General features: G+C 70.1%; 32 protein-coding genes. 15 read left to right on the plus strand and 17 right to left on the minus strand.

The genetic code is table 11. From position 1 onward, the window contains the following. Both prfB and ACI8AR_RS00185 read right to left on the minus strand, forming a co-directional pair. Complete coding sequence (gene prfB, locus ACI8AR_RS00180; RefSeq protein ID WP_456938722.1) at positions 1–1,113, minus strand: peptide chain release factor 2; 1,113 nt, start codon at positions 1,111–1,113, stop codon at positions 1–3. Between the two features lie 48 nt (positions 1,114–1,161). Continuing rightward, positions 1,162–1,581, minus strand: coding sequence for a hypothetical protein (locus ACI8AR_RS00185; RefSeq protein ID WP_457049161.1), 420 nt, complete (start codon positions 1,579–1,581; stop codon positions 1,162–1,164). 61 nt (positions 1,582–1,642) lie between these two features. Between ACI8AR_RS00185 and ACI8AR_RS00190 the strand changes: the two genes are divergently transcribed. Both ACI8AR_RS00190 and ACI8AR_RS00195 read left to right on the plus strand, forming a co-directional pair. After that, positions 1,643–1,930 (plus strand): DUF6343 family protein, encoded by a 288-nt coding sequence (locus tag ACI8AR_RS00190; RefSeq protein ID WP_457049162.1) that lies wholly within the window; start codon positions 1,643–1,645, stop codon positions 1,928–1,930. 69 nt (positions 1,931–1,999) lie between these two features. Then, positions 2,000–2,899: an NADP-dependent oxidoreductase gene (locus tag ACI8AR_RS00195; protein ID WP_457049163.1), complete on the plus strand. Its 900-nt coding sequence runs from the start codon at positions 2,000–2,002 to the stop codon at positions 2,897–2,899. Here ACI8AR_RS00195 and cutA read toward each other — a convergent pair. After that, positions 2,896–3,225 (minus strand): divalent-cation tolerance protein CutA, encoded by a 330-nt coding sequence (gene cutA, locus ACI8AR_RS00200; protein WP_457049164.1) that lies wholly within the window; start codon positions 3,223–3,225, stop codon positions 2,896–2,898. The genes ACI8AR_RS00195 and cutA overlap by 4 nt on opposite strands. A gap of 43 nt (positions 3,226–3,268) precedes the next feature. Between cutA and ACI8AR_RS00205 the strand changes: the two genes are divergently transcribed. After that, positions 3,269–3,505, plus strand: coding sequence for a hypothetical protein (locus ACI8AR_RS00205; RefSeq protein WP_457049165.1), 237 nt, complete (start codon positions 3,269–3,271; stop codon positions 3,503–3,505). A gap of 44 nt (positions 3,506–3,549) precedes the next feature. On the opposite strand, the gene ACI8AR_RS00210 is transcribed toward ACI8AR_RS00205, so the two are convergent. Then, entirely contained in the window at positions 3,550–4,581 is a 1,032-nt protein-coding gene (locus ACI8AR_RS00210) for a lipase family alpha/beta hydrolase (protein WP_457049166.1), read from the minus strand. A gap of 274 nt (positions 4,582–4,855) precedes the next feature. Between ACI8AR_RS00210 and ACI8AR_RS00215 the strand changes: the two genes are divergently transcribed. Both ACI8AR_RS00215 and ACI8AR_RS00220 read left to right on the plus strand, forming a co-directional pair. Then, positions 4,856–5,047 carry a hypothetical protein gene (locus ACI8AR_RS00215; protein ID WP_456926192.1) on the plus strand — a complete coding sequence of 64 codons (192 nt, stop codon included), beginning with the start codon at positions 4,856–4,858 and terminating at the stop codon, positions 5,045–5,047. Positions 5,048–5,159: 112 nt separating this feature from the next. After that, the gene (locus ACI8AR_RS00220) at positions 5,160–5,414 is read left to right on the plus strand and encodes a hypothetical protein (protein WP_457049167.1); all 255 of its coding nucleotides are present in this window, start codon (positions 5,160–5,162) and stop codon (positions 5,412–5,414) included. A gap of 6 nt (positions 5,415–5,420) precedes the next feature. Here ACI8AR_RS00220 and ACI8AR_RS00225 read toward each other — a convergent pair whose 3' ends face one another. Continuing rightward, the gene (locus ACI8AR_RS00225; RefSeq protein WP_457049168.1) at positions 5,421–5,900 is read right to left on the minus strand and encodes a MarR family winged helix-turn-helix transcriptional regulator; all 480 of its coding nucleotides are present in this window, start codon (positions 5,898–5,900) and stop codon (positions 5,421–5,423) included. A gap of 28 nt (positions 5,901–5,928) precedes the next feature. Between ACI8AR_RS00225 and ACI8AR_RS00230 the strand changes: the two genes are divergently transcribed. Then, positions 5,929–6,348, plus strand: a complete 420-nt coding sequence (locus tag ACI8AR_RS00230) for a nuclear transport factor 2 family protein (RefSeq protein ID WP_457049169.1) — start codon at positions 5,929–5,931, stop codon at positions 6,346–6,348. A gap of 5 nt (positions 6,349–6,353) precedes the next feature. On the opposite strand, the gene ACI8AR_RS00235 is transcribed toward ACI8AR_RS00230, so the two are convergent. Next, positions 6,354–6,752 carry a hypothetical protein gene (locus ACI8AR_RS00235; protein WP_457049170.1) on the minus strand — a complete coding sequence of 133 codons (399 nt, stop codon included), beginning with the start codon at positions 6,750–6,752 and terminating at the stop codon, positions 6,354–6,356. Beyond that, on the minus strand, positions 6,749–6,958 hold the full coding sequence (locus ACI8AR_RS00240; protein WP_457049171.1) for a hypothetical protein: 210 nt from the start codon (positions 6,956–6,958) through the stop codon (positions 6,749–6,751). Before ACI8AR_RS00240 ends, ACI8AR_RS00235 begins: the two co-directional genes overlap by 4 nt. A gap of 222 nt (positions 6,959–7,180) precedes the next feature. Here ACI8AR_RS00240 and ACI8AR_RS00245 point away from each other — a divergent pair, with 222 nt between their 5' ends. Then, positions 7,181–8,728, plus strand: coding sequence for a hypothetical protein (locus tag ACI8AR_RS00245; protein ID WP_457049172.1), 1,548 nt, complete (start codon positions 7,181–7,183; stop codon positions 8,726–8,728). 30 nt (positions 8,729–8,758) lie between these two features. Here ACI8AR_RS00245 and ACI8AR_RS00250 read toward each other — a convergent pair whose 3' ends face one another. Beyond that, the gene (locus ACI8AR_RS00250) at positions 8,759–8,941 is read right to left on the minus strand and encodes a hypothetical protein (RefSeq protein ID WP_457049173.1); all 183 of its coding nucleotides are present in this window, start codon (positions 8,939–8,941) and stop codon (positions 8,759–8,761) included. 159 nt (positions 8,942–9,100) lie between these two features. Here ACI8AR_RS00250 and ACI8AR_RS00255 point away from each other — a divergent pair, with 159 nt between their 5' ends. Beyond that, positions 9,101–9,613 (plus strand): DinB family protein, encoded by a 513-nt coding sequence (locus ACI8AR_RS00255; protein ID WP_457049174.1) that lies wholly within the window; start codon positions 9,101–9,103, stop codon positions 9,611–9,613. A 32-nt stretch (positions 9,614–9,645) separates the two neighbouring features. Here ACI8AR_RS00255 and ACI8AR_RS00260 read toward each other — a convergent pair whose 3' ends face one another. Genes ACI8AR_RS00260 through ACI8AR_RS00270 form a run of 3 tightly spaced genes read right to left on the minus strand, consistent with a single transcriptional unit; the run spans position 9,646 to position 10,701 of the window. Beyond that, positions 9,646–10,104, minus strand: a complete 459-nt coding sequence (locus ACI8AR_RS00260; RefSeq protein WP_457049175.1) for a hypothetical protein — start codon at positions 10,102–10,104, stop codon at positions 9,646–9,648. Beyond that, positions 10,101–10,505: a TadE/TadG family type IV pilus assembly protein gene (locus ACI8AR_RS00265; RefSeq protein WP_457049176.1), complete on the minus strand. Its 405-nt coding sequence runs from the start codon at positions 10,503–10,505 to the stop codon at positions 10,101–10,103. Before ACI8AR_RS00265 ends, ACI8AR_RS00260 begins: the two co-directional genes overlap by 4 nt. Continuing rightward, positions 10,495–10,701: a hypothetical protein gene (locus ACI8AR_RS00270; protein ID WP_457049177.1), complete on the minus strand. Its 207-nt coding sequence runs from the start codon at positions 10,699–10,701 to the stop codon at positions 10,495–10,497. Before ACI8AR_RS00270 ends, ACI8AR_RS00265 begins: the two co-directional genes overlap by 11 nt. Before the next feature lie 272 nt (positions 10,702–10,973). On the opposite strand from ACI8AR_RS00270, the gene ACI8AR_RS00275 reads away from it, so the two are divergent. The 3 genes from ACI8AR_RS00275 to ACI8AR_RS00285 all read left to right on the plus strand — a co-directional run bounded on the left by ACI8AR_RS00275 (position 10,974) and on the right by ACI8AR_RS00285 (position 12,378). After that, positions 10,974–11,534: a hypothetical protein gene (locus ACI8AR_RS00275; RefSeq protein ID WP_457049178.1), complete on the plus strand. Its 561-nt coding sequence runs from the start codon at positions 10,974–10,976 to the stop codon at positions 11,532–11,534. Continuing rightward, positions 11,534–11,674 (plus strand): hypothetical protein, encoded by a 141-nt coding sequence (locus ACI8AR_RS00280; protein WP_457049179.1) that lies wholly within the window; start codon positions 11,534–11,536, stop codon positions 11,672–11,674. The genes ACI8AR_RS00275 and ACI8AR_RS00280 overlap by 1 nt, the downstream gene beginning before the upstream one ends. Positions 11,675–12,051: 377 nt before the next feature. Beyond that, complete coding sequence (locus tag ACI8AR_RS00285; RefSeq protein ID WP_457049180.1) at positions 12,052–12,378, plus strand: hypothetical protein; 327 nt, start codon at positions 12,052–12,054, stop codon at positions 12,376–12,378. 269 nt (positions 12,379–12,647) lie between these two features. On the opposite strand, the gene ACI8AR_RS00290 is transcribed toward ACI8AR_RS00285, so the two are convergent. From ACI8AR_RS00290 to ACI8AR_RS00300, 3 genes are all read right to left on the minus strand, one after another. Continuing rightward, positions 12,648–13,271, minus strand: coding sequence for a class F sortase (locus tag ACI8AR_RS00290; RefSeq protein ID WP_457049181.1), 624 nt, complete (start codon positions 13,269–13,271; stop codon positions 12,648–12,650). Between the two features lie 250 nt (positions 13,272–13,521). Continuing rightward, positions 13,522–13,983 (minus strand): hypothetical protein, encoded by a 462-nt coding sequence (locus ACI8AR_RS00295; RefSeq protein WP_457049182.1) that lies wholly within the window; start codon positions 13,981–13,983, stop codon positions 13,522–13,524. 179 nt (positions 13,984–14,162) lie between these two features. Then, positions 14,163–14,384: a hypothetical protein gene (locus ACI8AR_RS00300; protein WP_457049183.1), complete on the minus strand. Its 222-nt coding sequence runs from the start codon at positions 14,382–14,384 to the stop codon at positions 14,163–14,165. A gap of 108 nt (positions 14,385–14,492) precedes the next feature. Here ACI8AR_RS00300 and ACI8AR_RS00305 point away from each other — a divergent pair, with 108 nt between their 5' ends. Both ACI8AR_RS00305 and ACI8AR_RS00310 read left to right on the plus strand, forming a co-directional pair. Beyond that, positions 14,493–14,705: a hypothetical protein gene (locus tag ACI8AR_RS00305; protein WP_457049184.1), complete on the plus strand. Its 213-nt coding sequence runs from the start codon at positions 14,493–14,495 to the stop codon at positions 14,703–14,705. A gap of 2,163 nt (positions 14,706–16,868) precedes the next feature. Then, complete coding sequence (locus ACI8AR_RS00310; RefSeq protein WP_457049557.1) at positions 16,869–17,381, plus strand: HNH endonuclease; 513 nt, start codon at positions 16,869–16,871, stop codon at positions 17,379–17,381. 144 nt (positions 17,382–17,525) lie between these two features. On the opposite strand, the gene ACI8AR_RS00315 is transcribed toward ACI8AR_RS00310, so the two are convergent. Then, the gene (locus ACI8AR_RS00315) at positions 17,526–18,167 is read right to left on the minus strand and encodes a hypothetical protein (protein ID WP_457049185.1); all 642 of its coding nucleotides are present in this window, start codon (positions 18,165–18,167) and stop codon (positions 17,526–17,528) included. Between the two features lie 817 nt (positions 18,168–18,984). Here ACI8AR_RS00315 and ACI8AR_RS00320 point away from each other — a divergent pair. Together ACI8AR_RS00320 and ACI8AR_RS00325 are read left to right on the plus strand one after the other, a co-directional pair. Further along, positions 18,985–19,581, plus strand: a complete 597-nt coding sequence (locus ACI8AR_RS00320; protein ID WP_457049186.1) for a hypothetical protein — start codon at positions 18,985–18,987, stop codon at positions 19,579–19,581. 409 nt (positions 19,582–19,990) lie between these two features. Then, on the plus strand, positions 19,991–20,761 hold the full coding sequence (locus ACI8AR_RS00325) for a hypothetical protein (RefSeq protein WP_457049187.1): 771 nt from the start codon (positions 19,991–19,993) through the stop codon (positions 20,759–20,761). Between the two features lie 55 nt (positions 20,762–20,816). On the opposite strand, the gene ACI8AR_RS00330 is transcribed toward ACI8AR_RS00325, so the two are convergent. Together ACI8AR_RS00330 and ACI8AR_RS00335 are read right to left on the minus strand one after the other, a co-directional pair. Then, positions 20,817–21,098 (minus strand): hypothetical protein, encoded by a 282-nt coding sequence (locus ACI8AR_RS00330; RefSeq protein WP_457049188.1) that lies wholly within the window; start codon positions 21,096–21,098, stop codon positions 20,817–20,819. A gap of 47 nt (positions 21,099–21,145) precedes the next feature. Next, positions 21,146–21,505, minus strand: a complete 360-nt coding sequence (locus ACI8AR_RS00335) for a hypothetical protein (protein WP_457049189.1) — start codon at positions 21,503–21,505, stop codon at positions 21,146–21,148. Between the last annotated feature and the right edge of the window lie 38 nt (positions 21,506–21,543).

The following is a 21,543-nucleotide window of genomic DNA, read 5'->3' on the forward strand; positions in this document are numbered from 1 at the left end:
TCAGCCGGCGGCGACGGTCTCCTGCTGGCGGCGCCAGCGGATGCCGGCCTCGATGAACGAGTCGATGTCGCCGTCGAGGACCGCCGAGGTGTTGCCGGTCTCCTGCTCGGTGCGCAGGTCCTTGACCATCTGGTACGGGTGCAGCACGTAGGAGCGCATCTGGTTGCCCCAGCTGGAGCCCTCGCCCTTGAGCGCGTCCATGGCGGCGCGCTGCTCCTCCTGCCGCCTGGCCAGCAGCCGCGCCTGGAGCACGCGCATGGCCGCCGCCCGGTTCTGGATCTGCGACTTCTCGTTCTGGCAGGACACCACGATGCCGGTGGGCAGGTGGGTGATCCGGACGGCGGAGTCGGTGGTGTTCACGCTCTGCCCGCCGGGGCCCGAGGACCGGAAGACGTCGATGCGGATCTCGTTCTCCGGGATGTCGACGTGGTCGGTCTGCTCGACGACCGGCAGCACCTCGACCCCGGCGAACGACGTCTGCCGGCGGCCCTGGTTGTCGAACGGCGAGATCCGCACCAGCCGGTGGGTGCCCTGCTCGACCGAGAGCGTGCCGTAGGCGTAGGGCTGCTTGACCGCGAAGGTGGCCGACTTGATCCCGGCCTCCTCGGCGTAGGAGGTGTCGTAGACCTCGACCGGGTAGCGGTGCCGCTCCGCCCAGCGCAGGTACATCCGCATGAGCATCTCGGCGAAGTCCGCGGCGTCGACGCCGCCGGCCTCCGAGCGGATGGTCACCAGGGCCTCGCGGGCGTCGTACTCGCCGTTGAGCAGCGTGCGGACCTCGAGCTCGTCGATCTCCTTGCGCAGCGCGGCCAGCTCGCGCTCGGCCTCGGCCGCGGTGGCCTCGTCGGACTCCTCCTCGGCCATCTCGTGCAGCACGCCGACGTCGTCGAGCCGGCGGCGCAGCTCCTCGACCCGGCGCAGGTCGCCCTGCAGGTAGGACAGCCGGGAGGTCAGCGCCTGGGCGGCCTCGACGTCGTTCCAGAGGTCCGGCGCGGCGGCCTGCTCCTCGAGCTCGGCCACCTCGCGGCGGAGCCGGTCGACGTCGAGGACGGACTCGATGCTCGAGAGGGTCGTGTCGAGTTCGTCGAGGACGACGGAGAAGTCAGCGGCCACGTCGATCCAGGGTAGTGCGCCGCCCGCGCGGTGGCGCCGGGTGCGCGGTCAGCCGATCCGCTCGGCCATCCACCGGGGGACGGCGTCCGGCGGCCGGGGGTGGTCGCGCAGCTCGGCGACCAGCGCCTCCCGCGGCAGCGGTGGGCCGTCGGGCTCGGCCTCGGCGTTGAAGATCGGCAGCAGCCGGCTCGTGGCCCGGTCGAGGGTCATGTCGGTCTGCAGCCAGGTGCCGCGCTCCGGCGTCCACATGACCCGCTTGAGCTCCTCGACGGCGGTCCGGACGGCGGCGGTCGCCGGCACCGGCACCGGCTCCCCGTCGGCGGGCCCGGCGGTGAGCAGGTCGCGCCGGACGTCGCCGACCACGGTGGCGCGGTAGCGGACGCGGGCCGCGTCGGCCGGCACGGCGGCGAGCAGGGCGGCGCCGAGGTCGCGGAGGACGGCGGTGGTGTCGCGGGCGGGCGGGGTCACGCCCGCCATCCTCGCAGCGGCCGCCCGGGTGACCGGTCCGGCACGGGGTACCTCCCCTCGCATGAGCGAGCCGCGGCGCCGGCGCACCCGCGAGGAGTACGCGCGGGGCCTGCCCGACCACCACGACCCGACGGCGGGCATCGGCGGCGCGGCGGCGGCGCAGTCGGCGCTCACCCTCCGGCTGGTGCTGGCCGCCTTCGGGCTGGTCACCTGCACGGTGTCCGGCGTCCTGTGGTGGCGCACCGACCTGCCCACCTGGCCCGCGGTGGTGCTGTTCGTCCTCGCCGCGGTCGCGCTGGTCGACCTGGTGGTCGTCGCCCGGCGCAAGCTCCGGGGGGAGCCCGGCTGACGGCGGGAACGTGCGCGCGGTCACGGCGGTTGCAGCGCGACGTCGACCGCCGAGCGGGAGGAGCGCGGGATGCGCGCCGTCGTCTACGAGGAGTACGGGGAGCCCGAGGTCCTGCACGTCGCCGAGGTGGAGGAGCCGCACGCCGGGCCGGGGCAGGTCCGGGTCGCCGTCCGCGCGGCGGGCGTGAACCCGATCGACTGGAAGCTGGTCACCGGGCTGCTGGCCCGCGGCGACCGGCCGGCGGGGCCGACCGTGCCCGGCGCGGACGCCGCCGGGGTGGTGGACGAGGTCGGCGAGGGCGTGACCGGGGTGCAGGTCGGCGACGCGGTGTTCGGTCTGGGCCGGCGGACCGCCGCCGCGCACGCCGTCCTCACCGCGTGGGCGCCCAGGCCGCCGGAGGTGTCGTTCGAGGTCGCCGCCGGGCTGGGCGTGTCCGGGGAGACCGCCGTCCGGGTGCTCGACCTGCTCGGGCTGGACGCCGGCCGCACGGTGGTCGTCGACGGCGCGAGCGGCGGCGTCGGCATCGCCACCGTGCAGGTCGCCGTCAGCCGCGGGCTCGGCGTGATCGGGACGTCGTCGCCGGCCAACGCCGAGTTCGTCCGCTCGCTCGGCGCGCTGCCCACCACCTACGGCCCCGGCCTGGCCGACCGCGTGCGCGAGCTCGCCCCCGACGGCGTGGACGGCGCGGTCGACACCGCCGGGCGGGGGTCGGTGCGCGAGCTGGTCGCGGTCACCGGCGACCCCGGCAAGGTGGTCACCATCGCCGACTTTGGCGCCGGTGGGCTCGGCGTGCACGTGACGACGTCCAGCGCCGGCGCCGCGCCCCGCCTGGCCCAGGTCGCCGCGCTGGTGCGGCAGGGCCGGCTGCAGCTGCCGGTCGCCGGCGCCTACCCGTTCGAGCGGGCGGCCGAGGCGTACCGGCGCAGCCGCGAGGGCCACGTCCGCGGCAAGCTCGTCCTCGTGCCCTAGGGCTCGCGGGTCTCGGCGACCACCCAGCGCAGGTAGTCGGGGCCGCCGCCGAGCAGCGGCAGCGCGATGACGCACGGGACGTCGTAGGGGTGCAGCTCGGCGGTGCGGGCGACGATCGCCGGCACCAGGGAGGCGCGGGTGTGCAGCGCGACGCGGGCCTCCGGGTCGTCGTGCACCTCCCCCGCCCACCGGTAGACCGACCGGATCGCGCTCAGCTGGTGCCCGCAGGCGGCCAGCCGCTCCTCCACCAGCCTCCGCGTGTAGCCGGCCAGCCAGTCGGCGTCCGGCCCGGTGACGACCACCTCGACGACGTCCACGGCGGCCATCCTCCGGGTGCGTGCGCCGCCGCGCGCCGGGTAGGGCCCGCCCATGAGCGACGACCTGACACTCCGGATCGACAGCGAGACGTACGTGCTGCGGCAGGGCGAGGAGGGGCTGCAGGTGGGCCGCCGCAACGGCGACGACGTGAGCTGGCTCGACGACGTCGACCTGGCCCTGCTGCCCGAGGACGCCCGCGCCGCGCTCGCCGAGCGCGACACCTCCAACGAGGCACTGCGCACCGCGATCGGCGGCATCGTCCAGGCGGAGGTCGAGCGCGGCGGCTGACCCCGTGCGGGGCGGCCGCCCGGTCCCCCGGGCGGCCGCCCCGGTCAGCGGTACGCGTAGGGCGCGAGCGCCGGCTCCTCCGGCACGTCGGGCGCGTTGCCCGCGCTGTCGCCGGCGTAGGCCAGGAAGCGGGCGTGGTCGGTCGGGAAGGTGAGCGGGTCGACGCCCGGCTGGAACGGCTGCAGGCAGGTGGTCAGCGGGATCCGCGCGCGAACCGCCGGCCCGTCGTGGGTGAGCGCGTCGGCGACGATCGCGTAGCCGACGGCGTCGTAGCTGCCGATGGCGAAGTGGTCGGCCGCGTCCGCCGGGCAGACCTCCTGGACGGCGATGTTCGCGATCGCGCCGTCGCCGGTGCGCAGCGCCGAGCTCGGCGCCAGGAGGTTGGGGACGACGACCTCGTCGGCCAGCGTGTAGGCGACGGTGTAGTCGACGCCGGCGAAGGTCTCCGCGCCGCTGTTGAGCGCCTGCAGGAAGCGCGAGCCGATCGCCTGCTGGTGGAACGACGGGTTGCAGTCCCCGCAGGTGACGCCGGAGAGCACGGTGCCGTGGTTGGACGGCGACAGGCCCACGAGGTCGTCGACGAGGGCACGGGTGTCGGGCCAGAACCGCAGCGCCCAGCGCGGCACCATCCCGCCCTGGCTCCAGCCGACGACGTCGACGTCGCGGCGCGACTGCTGGGCCATCGTGCGGATGGCGTGCACCAGGTACTCGCCGGCGACCTGGACGTCCCCGGTGGCGTCGAAGGGCAGCGTGACCGTGCACCAGCGCCAACCGTTGCGGTCGAAGGCGCGGGTGTAGTTCCAGCCGAAGCCGACCTGCGGGTCCATGGTCGTGCCGGGCACCAGCAGGATCGGGTCCCGCGCCAGGCCGCGCAGGGAGCCGTTGCAGGACAGACTCGCGTCGAGGTCGGCCCCCGGCACCGACAGCCGCGGACCGGGACGGTCGAGCGGAGCGAACTCGCCGGTGTCGGCGGCGGGTGCGGACGCGGGGGCGGCGCTCGCGGTGCCGGTGCCCAGCAGGACGGCGGCGGTGGTGAGCGCCGCCGTCAGGACGGTCAGCAGTCGGGACCTCGTCATCGGCGGTCGCGTCTCCTCGCGGTTCGGGCGCGCACCGGTCACGCGCTCGTGGAACACAACGAGCGGACGTGTCGGGAGATGTGGGCCGGCTGCCCGCGACGACGTCCCGGCGCGGGACCCGGCGTTGCGGGCCTGATCCGTTCCGGGTCCTCGGGCCCGCGGGATCGGGACCTCCGCCCCCGGTCCCGCCGTACCGGCCCGACCGAGTATCGGGACGGGCGCCACCCGAGGCGCCCGGGCCCCGGCCCCGCAGCCGGCCGACCGGAGAGTGGTCATGAGCGTCCTGGCGCAGGAGCGTCCCGTCGTCGCCGAGCAGCAGGCCCGGCCCGCGGCCCGCACCCCCGAGGTCTCCTTCTGGGAGCGCGGCTCGGTGTGGGCGCTGCTGGTCGTCCTGTTCGGCGCGGTCGTCTTCGGCGCCATGGTGGTGCTCACCGAGCTGGCCGGCGGCCCCGGCTACCCGTACTGACCGAACGGCCCCGCAGCAGGGCCCAAGGACCCTCCGCGGCGCCGGGTGGCGGTCCTAGCGTCGGTCCGGACGCCGATCACGCGGCGCCCGAGGCGCATCCCTGGGAGTCGCCATGACCCTCCCCGTCGAGCGACCGCCCGCCGCGGTCGAGCAGCCCGCCGTCGCCGGACCGCCCGCCGCGGCCGAGGAGGCCCAGCGGCCCTCCGACGACCGGGCCACCCCGCTCACCCCGGAGAAGCGCGGCATCGAGGAGCGCGGCTGGCTGCTGTTCGCGATCGTGATCACCTTCATCGCGCTCGCCTTCGCCGGGATGATCGTGCTCACCGCGCTGGGGGGCGGCACCGACTACGCGCCCTGGGGCGGCTGACCGCCCTCACCCCGACAGCGCGCCGTCGGGCGGCCGCACCGCCCGGCGGCGCACCTGCTCGCCCAGGCCGAGGACGTCGAGCGCGTCGAGCAGCACGTCCCGGCAGGCCGCGAACCGCTCGGCGCCGACCGCCGCGCGCACCCGCGCGTCGACGTCGGCGCGGGTCTCCCGGGCCACCTGCACCACCCGCCGCCCGGCCGGCGTCAGCGCCACCGGGCGCCGCCGCCGGTCCCCGGCGTCCTCCGCCGGCCCGACGTAGCCCAGGTCGGCCAGCTCCCCCAGCGTCTTGGACACCGCCTGCTGGCTGACGCCGAGCTCGACGGCCATCTCCGTCGCGGTGACCGGCCCGGCCAGCAGGCGCTGCACGAGGTAGCCGTGCCCGCGGCGCAACCCGGTTCCGGCGAGCGCCTGCAGGACGGCGTCGTCGACGGCCGCGCCGAGCAGGGAGAGGACGGAGGCGAGGTCGAGTTCCGGAGGCCTGGACACACAATTATGGTTGTGCAACCTTGCGGTCATGACAACCACGACTCCCGACACGGACGTCGTCACGGTCGTCCGCCGCTACTACGCCACCGTCGCCGACCTCGCCGCGACCGAGGACGACCTGCGCCCGCTGCTCGACGCGCGGCTGCGGGTGGTGGAGCACCCGAACGCCGTCACGCCGCGCGGCGCCGTCCGCGACCTGGAGGGGACGCTGGCCGGGTTCCGCGCCGGCAAGCGGCTGCTGCGGGAGCAGGTCTTCGACGTGCACGAGGTGCTTCCCGCCGGCGACCGCGCCGCCGTCCGGGCCACCTGGCGCGGCACCGTCGGCGTCGACGCCGGCCCCTACCGCGCCGGCCAGGAGCTCCTCGCGCACGTGGCCGCGCTGCTCACCGTCCGGGACGGCCGGGTCGTCGACCACGAGACCTTCGACTGCTACGAGCCCCTGGCGTAGTCCGGTCAGTCCATCTGCCAGCCGGCCAGCGCCTCCGCCGTCGGTCCGAGCGACCACGCCAGGACGGCCACGCACGCCACGGCGACGGCGGCGTACGCGAGCGCCGTGCGCGGTGCCGAGCGGAGCGTCCGGGCGACGCCGAAGCCGCACGCCACCAGCACGCACGCCAGGGTCAGCGGCGCGAGGGCCATGGACAGCACCCCGGCCAGGCGGATCCACCCGCCGACGTAGGGCACGGTCGCCGGCCACAGGTCCTCCGGGTCGTGGTAGCCGGCCGCGACCTCGGCCAGAGGCAGGTGGTGCAGGCCGTTGACGACGTACGGGACGACGACGCCGAGCACGTGGACGAGGACGGCGCCGAGCGCGACGGCTCCCAGGCGGACGGCGCCGCGCGTCGTCGTCACCGCTCCTCGCCCTCCGCCCTCCTGCGGGGCGAACGGTCGAGGGGCAGGCCGCGCTCGAAGAGCCGCAGCAGCGTCTCGGTCACCGGCTGTCCCTCGACCTCTCGGTACACCGTGTACCTCTCGGTGAGCTCGTCCAGCACGCGGCGCTCCTCGCGGGCGTCGGCCATGTCCTGGCGGTCCCGATCCGTGAACCAGACGATCGCCACGGGTCCCCCTCGACCGGACGGCGGTTGCTGCCCAGGAGTAGACACCCGAGGGCGAGCCGCAGCGGCCGGCGGACCTGTCGGTCTCGACGAGGGACGGCGTGGTCGCGATGGGGTCCTCGGGCCCTGTCCACCGGCGGGCGGGCCGGGACAGGGTGCTCGTGATGCGGTCGGCGCCGTCGGGGGCCGCCGGCCGACGCTCCCCGGGGGACGAGAGGTCGCCGGATGCCGGATCTCCCAGCGGAACTCCTGGACCCGGACACGCCGCCGGACGTCGTCGTCGGCGACCACCGTCAGGAGGCGGACGCCGATCCCACCCTGGGCATCGAGGTTGCCCCCCAGCCGGTGGCCGGGCCACCGTCCGGCGAGCCGGCCCACGCCCTCGTCACGATCGGGGACTCGCTCACCCACGGCATGATCAGCGGGGCCGTGCACCGGACCGAGCTGTCCTGGCCCGCCCTCGTCGCCCGGTGCCTGGCCACCCGGGTCGCGGTGCCCGCCTACGGCGGCCCGCTGGGCGGTCTGCCGTTCAACATCGAGGGCGCGCTGCGCCTGCTCGAGCGGCGGTTCGGCAGGCACGTCGGCGGTCTGGAGGTGGTGGCCCTCCCGCTCGCGCTGCAGCGGCTCGCCGACCAGAACGAGGAGTGGTGGGAGAGCGGCCCGGGCAGCCGGCCGCCGCGCACGGACCTCCGCTACGAGAACGTCGGCATCTACGGCTGGGACCTCCGGGACTGCCTGTCGTACACGGCCAGGCGCGCCACCGAGCGCATCGCGGCCCGCCCGCCGCGCGACGAGCTGCTCGGCGCCGTCCCCTCCAACGACAACGACATCGCGGCCCGGTCGGTCCTCGCGCCGTTCGGGGCCACGGCCACCCAGATCGACGCCGCGGCCGAGCACGGGCGCCGCGGCGGCATCGGCACGCTCGTCGTCGCCCTCGGCTCGAACAACGCCCTCCGGTCGGTGGTCGACAAGCGGGTCCGCTGGTCGGACACGGGCTTCGACGACGTCGGGGAGAAGGGGCCCTACAACGTCTGGCGGCCGGAGCACTTCGCCGAGGAGTACGGCCGCCTGGTCCGGAGGATCGAGGCGATCAGCGCCCGCCGCGTCGTCCTCGCGAACGTCCCGCACGTGACGATCAGCCCGATCGCCAAGGGGGTCAACCCGCGGGCACCCGGGCAGAAGTGGCGTCCCGGGTCGCGCTACTTCCCCTACTACACCGACCCCTGGGTCGACGAGGAGGACTTCCGGCCGGCGAAGCACCGCCACCTGACCCACCAGCAGGCACGGGCCGTCGACGCGGCGATCGACCAGTACAACGGCACGATCGCCGACGCCGTCCGCGCCGCACGCAGGCAGGGCCGGGACTGGTTCCTCCTCGACCTGTGCGGGATCCTCGACGGTCTCGCCTTCCGTCGCTTCGTGACCGACGACGACGCGGCCGCCCGCAACGACTGGCGCCCGTACCCCCTACCGGCGCCCATCGCCCACCTCGACACCCGGTGGTTCCGCTCTGATGCCACCGGACGGCTGCAGGGCGGCCTGTTCGGGCTCGACGGCGTGCACCCGACGACCTCCGGCTACGGCATCATCGCGACGGAGGTCCTCGCGATCCTCGCCCGGGCCGGTCTCCCCACCCAGTCCGTCGACTTCGCCGGACTCCTGGCGGAGGACACGCTCAACGCGCAGCCACCGGCCCTGATGACCACGGTGTTCGACCTCGCCGCGCCCTTCCTCACCCAGCTGGTCTCCCGGCCGACGGGGGCCGCGCCCTGACCTCCCGGAGCGGGGCCCCGTCGCGGCAGGTCACTGCTGGGCCGCGAACCGCTCGTCGAGCAGGCGGTTCACGCAGGCCTCCGCCTCGTCGACGGCGCGCGCGTTCTCCCCGCTCGGGCACCGGTGCCACGAGGTGCGGGCGACGCCGAGCGCGATGTAGGCGACCGAGATGTCGAGGTCGATCTGGTCGATGCTGGTGATGGTCGGGCTCATCGCGACCTCCGCGTCCTGTGCCTGTGAGCTGCACGTTAGGTCGCGGGTGTGACAGTTCCGCTGCCCCGAGGACACCGGCGGATGCCGATCCGTCCCATGCGGCGCCCCCTCCCCCTAGCGTCGCCACCGACCCCCCGGAGGACGACGGAAGGCGATCCCATGACCGGTTCGACCACCCTCACGCGCGAGCGGGCCGACCTGATCGAGTCGCTGCGGCGGCACCGGGCCTTCCTGCGGTTCACCGTCCGCGGCCTGACCGACGAGCAGGCGACCCGGCGGCCGACCGTCAGCGCGCTGGACCTGGCCGGGCTCATCAAGCACGTGGCGGGCACGGAGGCGTCGTGGGTGCGCTTCGCCGAGGGCGGGGCCGAGGCGATGCACCGCAACTGGGGGCCGGACGTCGTCAGCCGTCACTGGCACCTCGAGCGCGGGGAGACGCTGGAGAGCGTGCTGGCGGGTTACGAGGAGGTGGCGCGGCACACCGACGAGGTGATCGCCTCGATGCCCGACCTGGACGTCGACCACGAGCTGCCGCAGGCCCCCTGGTTCGAGCCGGGCGCCCGCTGGTCGGCCCGGCGGGTGTTCCTGCACGTCATCGCCGAGACCGCACAGCACGCCGGCCACGCCGACATCCTGCGGGAGTCGATCGACGGCCAGAAGACGATGGGCTGACCCGCCCTCCGCCGGGACGACCGGGCCGGGCCTCAGCGGTCGACGTAGCGGTCGGTCTCGACGACGAAGCGGCCGGTGGCGGTGTTGGCGTCGATCCACTCGGGCAGCAGCGGGATCCGCACGGTGACCGTGGCGCAGACGGAGAACTCCTCCCCCGGTGCGAGGGTGGGCGCGTACTCCGCGGCCCCGCACTCGGCGCCCGGAGGAGCGAAGGACAGCCGCACGTCGGTGGCGTCCACCGACTGGTCCTGCACCGCCAGCTGGGCCGCCCGCTCCGCCCGCGCCAGGCCGGTGGAGACGTCGGGAGCGGTGGCCAGCGCGCGGCCCGCCTCCCGCGCGGCCGCGGTCGCGGCGAACACCCCGCGCTGCACCGCGGAGAACCCGGCGACGACGTGGACCAGCGGCACGAACACCACCAGCGCGACGAAGACGAACTCCACGACCGCCGACCCGCGCTCCCCCGACCCGAGCCGGGCGCGCAGCCACCTCACGCGGCCTCCTCCACCGCGCGGCCGGTGACGTCCAGCGGCAGCAGGTCACCGAGACCGGCGAGCAGCGTCGGCACGGCGCCGCTGCAGCGCACGCTCACCAGCACCAGCCCGGTGTCGTCGACCTCCTCGGCCGCGGTGCACACCAGCCCCTCGGCGGTGCCGGCCGTCGTCGCCCGCGCCACCGCCTCCAGCGCCCGGCCGGTCGCGGCCCGGGCGGGCACGTCCGCGTTGGCCGCGTACCGGGCGCCCTCCTGCGCGCTCGCCGTCACCACGTTGCGGACGTGCACGTAGACGGCCACCTGCAGCACCGCCAGCAGCAGCACGACGACGAGCACCGACACCAGCACGAAGTCGACGACGGCACTGCCCCGCTCGCGGTCTGGCCGCCCGTCAACCGCCATTCGTGACGGAGGCCAACGCGTTCTGCACCGCCGACACGATCGCCTCGCGGAACGGCACGAGGATGGCCAGCACCAGGGCCGCCGTCATCACGGTGATCATCACCCAGCCGGGGACGTCACCCCGCTCGGCATCGTCGTCCCGCAACCGCGCGGCCACCGCCGCCGTCAGGGTGAGCAGCCAGGCCAGCGCCCGCATCCGTCGTCCTCCTCCGTTGTGCACCGGCGCTCACCGCGCCAGCGAGACGATGCTGATCAGCCCCGGGAACAGGGCGAACAGGACGGTGACCGGCAGCACCAGGAAGACGACCGGCACCGCAAGTGTCAGGGGCTCCCCTTCCTCCATCCCCCTGAAATGTGACCTGTTGGACGACTCAAGCCGCACCCCAACCCGCCGATACAGACGGGACCCGGGCTGCGGATCCGGTGCCCTGACGCCTGAAAGAAGGAGTCGACCGGATGCTTACGACTGTGATCATCGTAATCGTTGTCTTGTTCATACTGATATGCGGCGCCGCCTCCTCCAGTTCCAAGACCGCAAATCGCTTAACACCTCCCGTCGGCACGCTTTCACGCTCAGCTGTTCAAGGGCTCATCGACCAAGCGCATTATGGCGAGGAAGTAATTCTCCAGATGCCGGCGACGATTCTCGTTGATGAGCGCCATCCCGAGGGCCGGGGGGAGCTTGTTATCAGCACTCGGAAGATTCACTTCGTCGCGTACGACGAGACCAGCTACGGAGTGCTTGGAGGGTTTGCCTTCGACTTTGGCATGGTGCTCGCGGTTAAGAGGAGGGCGCAGGATGTCCTTGTCCTCTTCGTCGATGACCCGGAGTTCAGCATGAGCGTGGGCTACCGGTCGGGTGCCGTGACTACGCGCTTCGCCTTCCTTGTCGCGGATCCGAGCACTTGGTTGAAGTGCTTTTTTCACCAACACGAGGTTGCAAACTTCAGTGCGTTCGAGAGTTACACAGACGCCGAACTCGCAGAACAGCCGATAGTCGACTGGACGCAACGGATTGGGATGTTCTGATGTTGGAGCACTTCTGGACAGTCATCGGCATCGCGGCAGGGGTGGGGTTCATCGGACTGCTCATCGGTGGGCCGCGGTGGGCCATGGGCTTCTTTAACGTGACCGCACTCATTGGCTGGATCTGGGTACTGGTCTCATGAGCGAAGTCAAGTTGGTCGGTGCAGCCTAAGCAGCGCCGGGCCGCGGCGACCGCCACCGAGGGGCTTGATTATGCCTGTCGAAGTCCCCACCTTGCCCTACTCTGCCCACGCCCAGGAACCTCCACGACTAGGGCGAAAGTGAGTTCGGGCCTGAGCTACGGCAACACCATCTCGATCAAACTCTGATGCACTAACCGAATCGCGTCGTGGAGGCCAAAGGCCGGAGCGTGCCGATGCGGTCGAGGTGGGGCCTCGCCGGCTCGACCGTTCCGCACGAAGACTGCTCCGTTCTGCAGGCCGCGCACCGATTTCCGAATCGCCTGCCGATATCAAGTAGACCGGCAGCCCCGCTGCACCCCTACACCCACGGAACACACATGGCATCCCGCAACAACACCGCTCTGCTCCTCGGCATCGTCGCCTGCGTACTCGGCTTCGTCTTCCTGTTCGTGCCCGTCAAGGCCGAGATCGGCGCCGATTGCGGCAGTGTCTTCGGCGGCGGCGACCTCGAGAACATGAACATGTTCGATAGCGGCTACGACCTGATCGAGGACGCCTGCTCAGCCGCTCGCATCGACCGCTGGCAGTACAGCGCACCCCTGATCGCGCTCGGTGGGGCCCTCTGGCTGGGCGCATCCCTGCCTGCCGGCCAGTCGTCGCAGCCGGCCAAGCCAAACGAGCAGGTTGCTGCCGCAGAGGACTAACCGTCCTGCCAGTGCTGCGGATCCCGAACACAGCACCGCCCCGCCCCGGGGGATTCACGACCAGGGCGGGGCGGGTTCGCGGGCGTCTCTACCGTGACGCCGGCTCGGACAAACCCTCGAGGCACTCGCCGATCGCCTCGTGCAACGCACGCAGCCGGTCGATGTCGGGGTTGACGACCGCATCGCCACTATCGTCACGGCGATAAACACGCCCGGAGCGACTCACAACGGCGCGCTGGTGTTCTGAGCCACCCTGGCGTACTGCCTAGTCAGCCGACCGCTGCGAGGCTGGCGAACACGATGATGTTGTCCTCGTAGTCCCCCGAGTCCTCGTCGAACGCTCCGCCGCACGTGATGAGGCGGAGGCCGGCGTGGTCGATGTCGCCGTAAACCTCTTCGGTCGGGAAGCTGTCCTTGGCGTGCTCCTCGACGCGGTCGACGCGGAAGGTCGCGACGGTGCCATCGGAGCGGTCGACGACGACGGTGTCCCCGGGGCGCAGCTCTCGTAGCCCGTAGAAGGCTCCCGGTTCGCCCTCCCAGTCCACATGGCCGGCGAGGACAGCGGGCCCGAGCTGGCCGGGTGTGGGGCTGCCGTCGTACCAGCCCACGGGATAGGCGCCCGGCGGAACTTCCATGGAGCCGTCCCGCTCTAGGCCGAGTTTCATGATCCGGGATGTGCTTCCGAGGGCCGGTATCTGGACTCGAGTGGGAGTGCTGGCCGGCAGTTGCGGTGCGGTGACCGCCGAACTGGCTAGCTCGGCAGCTGGCACGGACGGGGTCGCGGTCGCGGGGACCGGTGGGGCGACCACGGCGAGGGGCTCGTCGAGTCGGACGGGGTCATTCGCGCCCTGGGGCAGGACGACGATCGCGGCGATTCCTGCGGCGGCGAGCACCGCCGATGTGCACCCCCAGACACGGGCCGCACGTGGCCGGGCGCTACGGACAGTCCGGCGGCTGGGCTGTCCGTAGCGGGTGACTCGGGGCGGCCGGACGAGCAGGGCCTCAAGCTCGGCGTCGGTGCTCGGCGGTTGCGCCGAAGGTAGTGGCGGGGGGTACGCCCCGACGATGCGCACCGCACCACCCGCCCCGGCCACGGTGTGGCCGGGGCGGGTGTCAGGTGCGCGGTGCCGCACGTGGCGAAGGTCAGGCGGTCGCGCGGGAGCTACGCCGCGCAGCGAACGCGGCCCCACCGGCCGCGGTCAGAGCGACGCCGCCCAGGACGTAGGGCAGTGCGCTGGCGTCGTTGGAGGAGCTGCCATCGCCGGCGGCCACGGCCCCCGCCGGACGGCTGGCCACCTGGCTCGTGGTGCCGGGGGTCACCTGGCTCGTGGTGCCGAGGGCCATGGCGGCGGTGACGGTCCCCGGGTTAGCGACGTAGTCGTGCTCCTCGCAGGCCACGCCGGGAACGCCAGTGGAGCCGGTGCCGATGGGGCCATCCAGGCCGTTCGGGTCGCTCGTGTCGGCGTCGTAGACCGCCTGGGCGTCCGCCTGCGAGACGAAGTCCGGGCAGTTGTATCGGTCGGCGGCCTGGGCGGTGCCCGCGAAGCCGAAGGACAGGGCGGCCGTCATGAGGATGCCGGCGGCGGCGGTGGTGCGGAGACGCATGTTCTCTCCCGGTGAGGGGTGCTGAGGTCCTTGTCACCCTCTCCCGCTGCGCTTCTCGACCCGGGCACCCGTCGCGGCGTGCGCAAACGGAACAGGTTCTCCTCCATTAGCAACCCTTGCCTGCGAAGTCACTTCTGCCACTGGAGTCCCTGCGCCGGACCGCAGCAGAGTCATGGCGGTCAGGGCAGGCGCACCTTTTCCGGCCTCACCGACGTGATGTGCCGGCCCCAGCCGTAGTCGTGCAGCTGCCGCCAGGTGACCGCGGCGCGCCAGCCGAACCCGTCGTCGCACAGCCGCCATGCGGTCTGCTCGCCGGGCCACCACTGCCCGTCGTTGAAGATGAGGACGTCGCGGGGCGGCTCGAACAGCTGTTGGTGGATGAGGCGCGGTGGTTGGAACACACGTTCGATGTAGCCGCTGACCGTGGATGCACCACGCCTTCGACCCGCCCGAGTGACGTGCCGTCATCAACCCGTGCTCAGGGGCGTGCGCTGCGCGACGCTTCCTCGGTGACCTACCGGGCGACGACGGCGCTGCCGTACGACGACCGCGAGCGGGCGACCGCCGGCTTGCGCGGTCACCTGCGGCTCATGACTGCCGCGAACGGCGCCGTACCGGACTGGTCGACGTTGCAAGTCGACGGACCCACGGAGGCGGTCGACCGGCACGGCGCCACATGGTTCGAGTGGACGGCGACGGTCGGACCCGATGACACGGCGTGACAAACCGACGCCGTGACGTGACAGCACCCTGGGGTCGCAAGTGTGCGACCACTCTGCATGTTGACGTAAGCATTGAGATCCCGAGAATCTCTTCTTCACCACAAGCTGTGTCGAGGGAGTCCGATGGCGCCCTACCTGCTTCCCATCTCCATTGACGTCGGCAACGATCCACGTCCTCGACTTTGTTGGTTTGGGACTGACTGGCTGCTGGAAGTGGCTCTCGGTGCACAAGCGAGACAGGTTGGTCCACCTCCCACTAATCTGCAGGCCGAGGCCTACAGGTGGTTAATGAATACAGTCGGCGCCTTGCAGGACCCTAATACTTCATTCGAGGAGCAGGACCTCGAGGACGAACGACTCGACGACATAATCAAACCGTGTCCTCATCGGAGGGATACGACCTTCAGGAGCGGCTTGCAGCAAGTGCACCTCGAAGGTGCGCGGGACAACATGACCCGCACGTTGCGCCTAACCTTTGCGGACGAGCAAGGCGTAAGTGGTGTTGCTGAATTTACGGCACGCATCAACGGGCCGCTCGGAAGTGGGCAGGGCGCTGCGGTAGGAGACGACATCTCAGCAGGTCCAACCGATCAATCCCCTTGGCCAAGTCCAGGCGGTTGGGACTGGGCCGGTCAGCCACCGACACGGCGGGGCGTTATCGAAGCGGCGCGGAGACTATCTGCGGATATGTCTCTGTATACAGAGGAAGGGCCGTTCTTAACTCTGACTGGACTCTCGGTCGGTCGGCTTCCATCGTTGACACTGCACGTCGACGAGGAGCGCTACAGAAGTATCGTTCCGAAGATCGCCTCATCGCTCACGGTGGCAGTTGGTCAGGTGAGCAGGGATGGAAGATTGGCCGACTTGTCCGCCGCCTCTGAGGCTTCAGCGGACGAGGGGCACGGTTGTGACACTGCGTGCGGGACAGGTGGCGCGCTGGTCGCCTATGGGGGCAGCGTCGTACTCGGAGGAGCCTGCACGGGAGCCTCTGGAGGGTTCGCCGCACCGCTTTGTGTCCATGGCGCTCAGGGTCTCGCCATCCTCGGTGCTGGATTCCTCACATGGGGATGCCTGGAGGCTTTCTGCTAGCTGTAAATGCACCGCCCGTCCGCTACCGCGGGCGCATACGGTCACAAGCGGTCGTCCTGGCCCGCGCCGTCTAGTTCGTCGCAGCGTCCACGGCGGTTGAGTGGCCACATGAGTCACATGCTTCGTCCGCAACGGTCAGCACTCACACAGCTGCGCGACGCCGCTCGGCAACCATCTGCTGCATCAGTTCGACGATGTCGAGCCCACCCGGCCAGCCGAACCGCTGGCACCGGTTCAGGCGCGCACCCGTGCAGAGCTGGCGCGCCCCGAGCGCTCATCAAACTGTCGTCCCACGCCGAAGCCCCGATCCAGCACCCCAGTGAAGTTGTCGGCTGCGACTGCCAGACTGCGCCGGCTGAGGTTCGTGGCATACCTAGAGCGGGGGCACGGTGAGCATCGGTGTTGCGCACCATTGGGCGACGCATGTCTGATCGCGTGAGCATCACTTGCGCCGCCTGCAACTCCCCGTTCGAGGTGAAACTGAGTCGGGCGACGAAGGCCAGATATTGCTCCCGCAGCTGCCAGGCTGCGGCGCGCCGCTTGCCGCAGGCATCATGCCGTACTTGCGGAGCCCCAGTGAGGCACTTTCGGTGGTTTTGCTCCATCGCCTGCCGAGACGCCGGCGGACGCGTTGACGTCACGTGTCAGCACTGCGGCGTCTCCTTTTCTCAAAAGGCCAGCGAGGCGACCAACCGCCGGTTCTGTTCCAAAGTATGTATGCAGGCAGCTTGGAGTTGCCGAAGGTGCGCCAAGCTCGTCCCTGAATCTCGACGCGAACGAGCCGAGGCTTACTGCTCAGACCGCTGCGAGCTTGGCGCCCTCCTGGATGCGGAACCAGAACTGTCAGGGGAGCGACACGCCTACTGTCATGACTGCGCGCAGGTGCGCCCAGAGGCTGAATTCCACCGCGATAGAACCACCCGAACTGGCCGTTCCTCGCGCTGCAAGGGCTGCACGCGAGCCAAGTACGAGGCCACGAAAGACGCTTATCAGTTCCGCAGATACCTCTACCAGGCCGCTCCGGGTGGCCGCATCCTGCCCTTCACCTCGGCGCAGAGGGCCCAGCGCTTTGCAATGTGGGGCGGTCGATGTTGGGTATGCGGCATCGCCGACGCCACGGCACAGGATCACGTCAAGCCGATCTCTCGCGGAGGGTCGCACTGCCTGTCAAACCTGCGGCCTATTTGTCATTCCTGTAACGCGAGCAAGCGAGCCTCGTGGCCGCTGACCGGCGACTGGCGACGGGCCAACTTTCGGCATCCGGCCCCCAAACCAGGCAGCGACCGTGAGCGGCGACGTGATTGTGAGCCGTGGCAGGCCTATACGTGCCCGCAGTGCGGCATCACAAAGTCCGTTCCGGCGTTCGATGCGCGGAATCGCAAGTACTGCTCCCATGCCTGCGCTGCCAACGCCCAACGACGAACGCCCGTGAAGCTGATCTGCGAGTGCTGCAAGGTCACCTTCCAAGTGCTACCGAGTCAGGCACGCGGCCGGCGCTTCTGCTCGGTGCGCTGCGCCAGCCTTAGCCGCGGCGCCCAGGGGATCAAGGGCGCCGCCCTGGGGCAGCTCACCCTTTGGGACGAGTGAGCACCTTGAGTCGCGGCTATCAGCCGCCACCCAAACCCGTTCGGGCGGGACGCGAGGTGCTTGCAGACGCCGTAGTCGTGCTGCATGACGCACTCAACCTGCGCGACCCATCCGCGGTCGTCGTCGCATAACAGCCACCGCGACTCAATTCAGATGGCGCGGCCAAGCAGCATGACTGCGCAATTCTTCTGGCACAGGCAGGCGGATGCCTGCCCTAGCGGCGATGGCGTAGAGACCTCTGACCCCTTTGAGCGGGTCATATGCCGCTTCGAGTTCTCCCGCTCGGTTGACGGGCTCACCGTCGATGGTGAGGAAAAAGGAACGCCATTCCTCGCTAAAGGGGCCTCTGTCGTCGCCCGTTGGGTTCCTAACGCTGACCGTATCTTGGTAAACCTCGTATCGGAGCCGCCCGGTCCACTGTTTCGTCCGACCGAACATCGCCCGCCTGCTGTACACGGGGCGATCTGCCTCAGGGAAGTTGGCGTCGGCTAGCGCCCGCAGAAGCTCCTGTTGGAGCCGTTGGATGGCAGACGCCTGACGATTGCGCGCAGCTTGCTGTTCTTCCTTCAGGGCTTGGGGAGGCTGACGTCGGTCTTCCAAGCCGACGCGAACCGCCAGTACGTGCAGGTCCCACTGTAGCTGCTGAGTAAAATCAGACCGGTCGCCGAACGCCTGAAGGGCCGCTGCTACATCTTCGCGACGATCACGAACAACCTCGGGTGAAAGATGAGTAATCATCTTGGCGACATGCAGTCGGTCCTCGGTAGTGACCCGCTTGCTCGTCAAACGCTCGCGAAAGTGAAGTATCGGGTCACTCTCCCTGGCTGCGCGAGTCTGGAGCTTGGCGGCAGCCGTCTCCCTCTCTCGCAGGCACCGCGAGCATATGAGCTGCTCGCCGGCATAATGGCCATGCCGTGAGCAGACTGGCCGCCCACACTCAGCACCTTGGCAAAGCCCAACGGAATACTCACCGCAGACTAATCCGTCAGGCGTGCCGGTACATAGATCCGATTGTCGCCGAACAAGCAGTTCGAAGACCTTGCCGCAGGGATGGTGCTCCAGGACGCTCTCAGGCTTCATTCCGTGGATTCCATGTGCGAGCCACATAGCTCTGTCGTCAACGAGCACCTGCGTGACTCGCTGCACGAGTGTGTCGCAGCGATAGCGTCCTGGGGCCAGTTGTGTGATCTGGTCGCCGCGACACTCAGGGCAGGTCACCTGCAGCATGGGCGCGCAGTCTAGGGCTGCCCCCTGCCTTGAAGGCCCTAACACTGTCCCGTGAGCCAACCAGCAGCTGGCCAGATGGCTCACTAGCTTCGGCTCTTGTCGTCGCAGCACCGCCCTGTGCCAGGCCTCATGACCAGAGCAGGGCGGGCCCGTCCTACCGCTTTGTCGTCTCGGTCGATCTCTAGCTCATCGTTCGGGAAGCGGTCGCTGTCACGAACCTGGTCTTAGCCGCCGCCCAGGACGCTTCCCGGGGGTCGACTTGCTGCAGCGCCTCCTGTGACGGACGTGATCTATGGGCCGCCTCGTTGCCGTTAGGAGCGGTACTGGCCGGTGTAGTTTCCGGCGACCACGCCATCGTGTGCACGGGGGACCATCGATGCCTGAGCCAGCCGACACCATCCGACGCGTCAACAGCGACGAGCCCATGACCCGTACGGAGCTCCTCGCCGCCCGCTACATCCTCGAAGGCCACAAGACCCGCGGCAAAGTCGACGTCGACCAGGCCCGCCGCCGCGTCGACCGCCTCCTCAGCGAGCAGGGAGTCGAACCCCTGGGCGGTGCCACGGCCGCGTCCGACACGCCGAAGAAGCAGGAGGGCAACCCGGTCCTCGGCTTCATCGTGCTGCTGATCATCGTCGCGATCGTCGTCTACGCCTGTAATCGGGACGACTCCGACACCTCGTCCGGAGGCGACGACAGCGGCTCCTCGAGCGAGACCGACGACCGCAGCGACGGTATGGCCAAGGTGATGTGCGAAGACTTCATCGAGGAACGCCTCAAGGCGCCATCGACCGCCGACTTCAGCGGCATCTTCGACACCACGATCACCGGCAGCGGCGACGACTACACGGTCCGCGGCTACGTCGATGCGGAGAACAGTTTCGGCGCCATGCTCCGCAGCAACTACACCTGCCAGATCCACGACAACGGCGACGACACCTGGTCACTGGTGTCGCTGACCGGTCTTGACTGAGCCCGAATGCGACGGAGCGCCTAGTTTTCGGGCGACGACGGCGCTGCCGTACGACGACCGTGAACGGGCGACCGCCGGCCTGCGCGGTCAGTTGCGGCTCATGGCTGTTGCCGACGGCGTCATGCCGGACTGGTCGAAGCTGACGGTTGAGGGGCCGACCGAGGCAGTTGGCCGGCACGGCGTCGTGTGGTTTGAATGGACGGCGACGGTCGAGGAGGACCGACGTCCGGCGACAGGTGACAGCTTGTGCAGGTTGCATAGCTGAGCGTCGAGGGGATGCCACGATGGCTCGGTGGGCATCCGCAACAGACCAGCGCCAGGCTCTACCGGTTCGACCGGGGGGCCACTTCCTCCACCCCCCTCGCCAGGAGACGAGCCCAGCAAGCTTCCTGCCTGGGAAAGCCTGGGGGTGCTTACGACCATTGCTGGCATCACCTTGTTCGCGGCCATCTTTACGGCCTATCAACGCTTCTACAGTACGTTCGGATTGCAGCCTGAGGATGTCGGGGTGAATTATCCCTTCATCCTTTCCCGTTCGGTTGCATTTGGATTGCTGATTGTCATCGTCTCGATTGCAGTCGCCGCCCTACCGTTCGGTATCGAGAAGGTGAATGGCCCGTGGCGCGCGATTCTGCCCATGCTGGGCTGGTCGGTTTTTGCTGCGATTGTCGCCTATGGATCGATGCGCCTGACCCTTGTCAATAACCCACCCCCGGCAGGTAGTCAACGCGCCGACGACGTCGTTGTCTGGGCCGCCATGGGTCTCTTCGCTGGTTGGCTGGCCATACTTATCGTCTGGACCCGTATACGGTTGACTGGGCGGCCTGGTCGAGCCAAGGAGCGGCGTCTGAGGGGCGGGTTGATGGCCGCGTCGCTACTTATCTGCTTGACCGTGAGCCTCAACTTGACAGCGGCAAGGATGGCCACCCTGGTGGAAAACGGCCACTCTGTGGGACCCCTGCACTTGTTCGGCTTGCCACTGGTTGACGTTTCTGCCTCAAGCGCCTTGGTTCAGTGGATCGGACCGCCGGAGCAGGCCCCGGCAGGAGTACTCCCGGATACAAGCCCACTGTGCGTCCGCATCATCGGTCAGAATGCGTCCATGGTCTTTTGGACTACGGGTGGCATGGTCGTGCGTATGCCTGCAGAAAACGTCGCAGTTACGGAAGTAGCCTGCTAATTGACGGTCTCCTCACCATCTTCCCTACGAGTGAGTTCCGTTCTGAACCCTTTCCTCAGCGAGAATGCGGAGATTTCGGCCGACTTATGCTCTGTCGCCGCCCAGCGACCATCTGCTGCATCAGTTCGACGATGTCGAGCCCACCCGGCCAGCCGAACCGCTGGCACCAATCCAGGCGTGCGCGCGTCCACAACGACTCCGCCTGATCCTGTCGCCACTGCGCCAGCGACTTAGTAGTCGGCCCCGGCGGGCGGTCGGGCAGCCGGTAGGCCCGGTGCATCTCCGGGTCGTACTCGGAGTCATCCACCAGCGGCAGCCAGTCCGTCGCATCGAACACCAGCAACTGACCTGGCGGCTCCACCTCCAGCCGAGCCCGGCGGCGCCTCACCCGACACCACCCACGCCGTATACGCCGCGCATACCCATCCGCCGCTGCGGCCGACGCTGATCACCCGACTCCTCCTCGCCCGCCGGCAGCCGCAACGCCGCCTGCAGCCGCGCTAGGGTGATCCGCTGCTGCCGCGCCTCCACCAGCGCCGGATGCGCCCGCTCACCCTGGCTGCTGCCCAACAGCACACCGTCCTCGGCGACCCGAGCCTCGAGCGCATCCAGGACGTCGACCGTCCGCACCATCTCCCGGAGCAGTAGCAGCTCGTGCTCCTCCAGGTCGTACTCATCGAGTACTGCGAACCACAGCTTTGCGCCTACCGCACCACAGCCCGCAGGCGGGTCAAGCATCGTCATCGGTTCTCACTCTCCGCAAAGCCAAGAGGCGATGAGTT

This window comes from Geodermatophilus sp. SYSU D01036, from assembly GCF_054050435.1.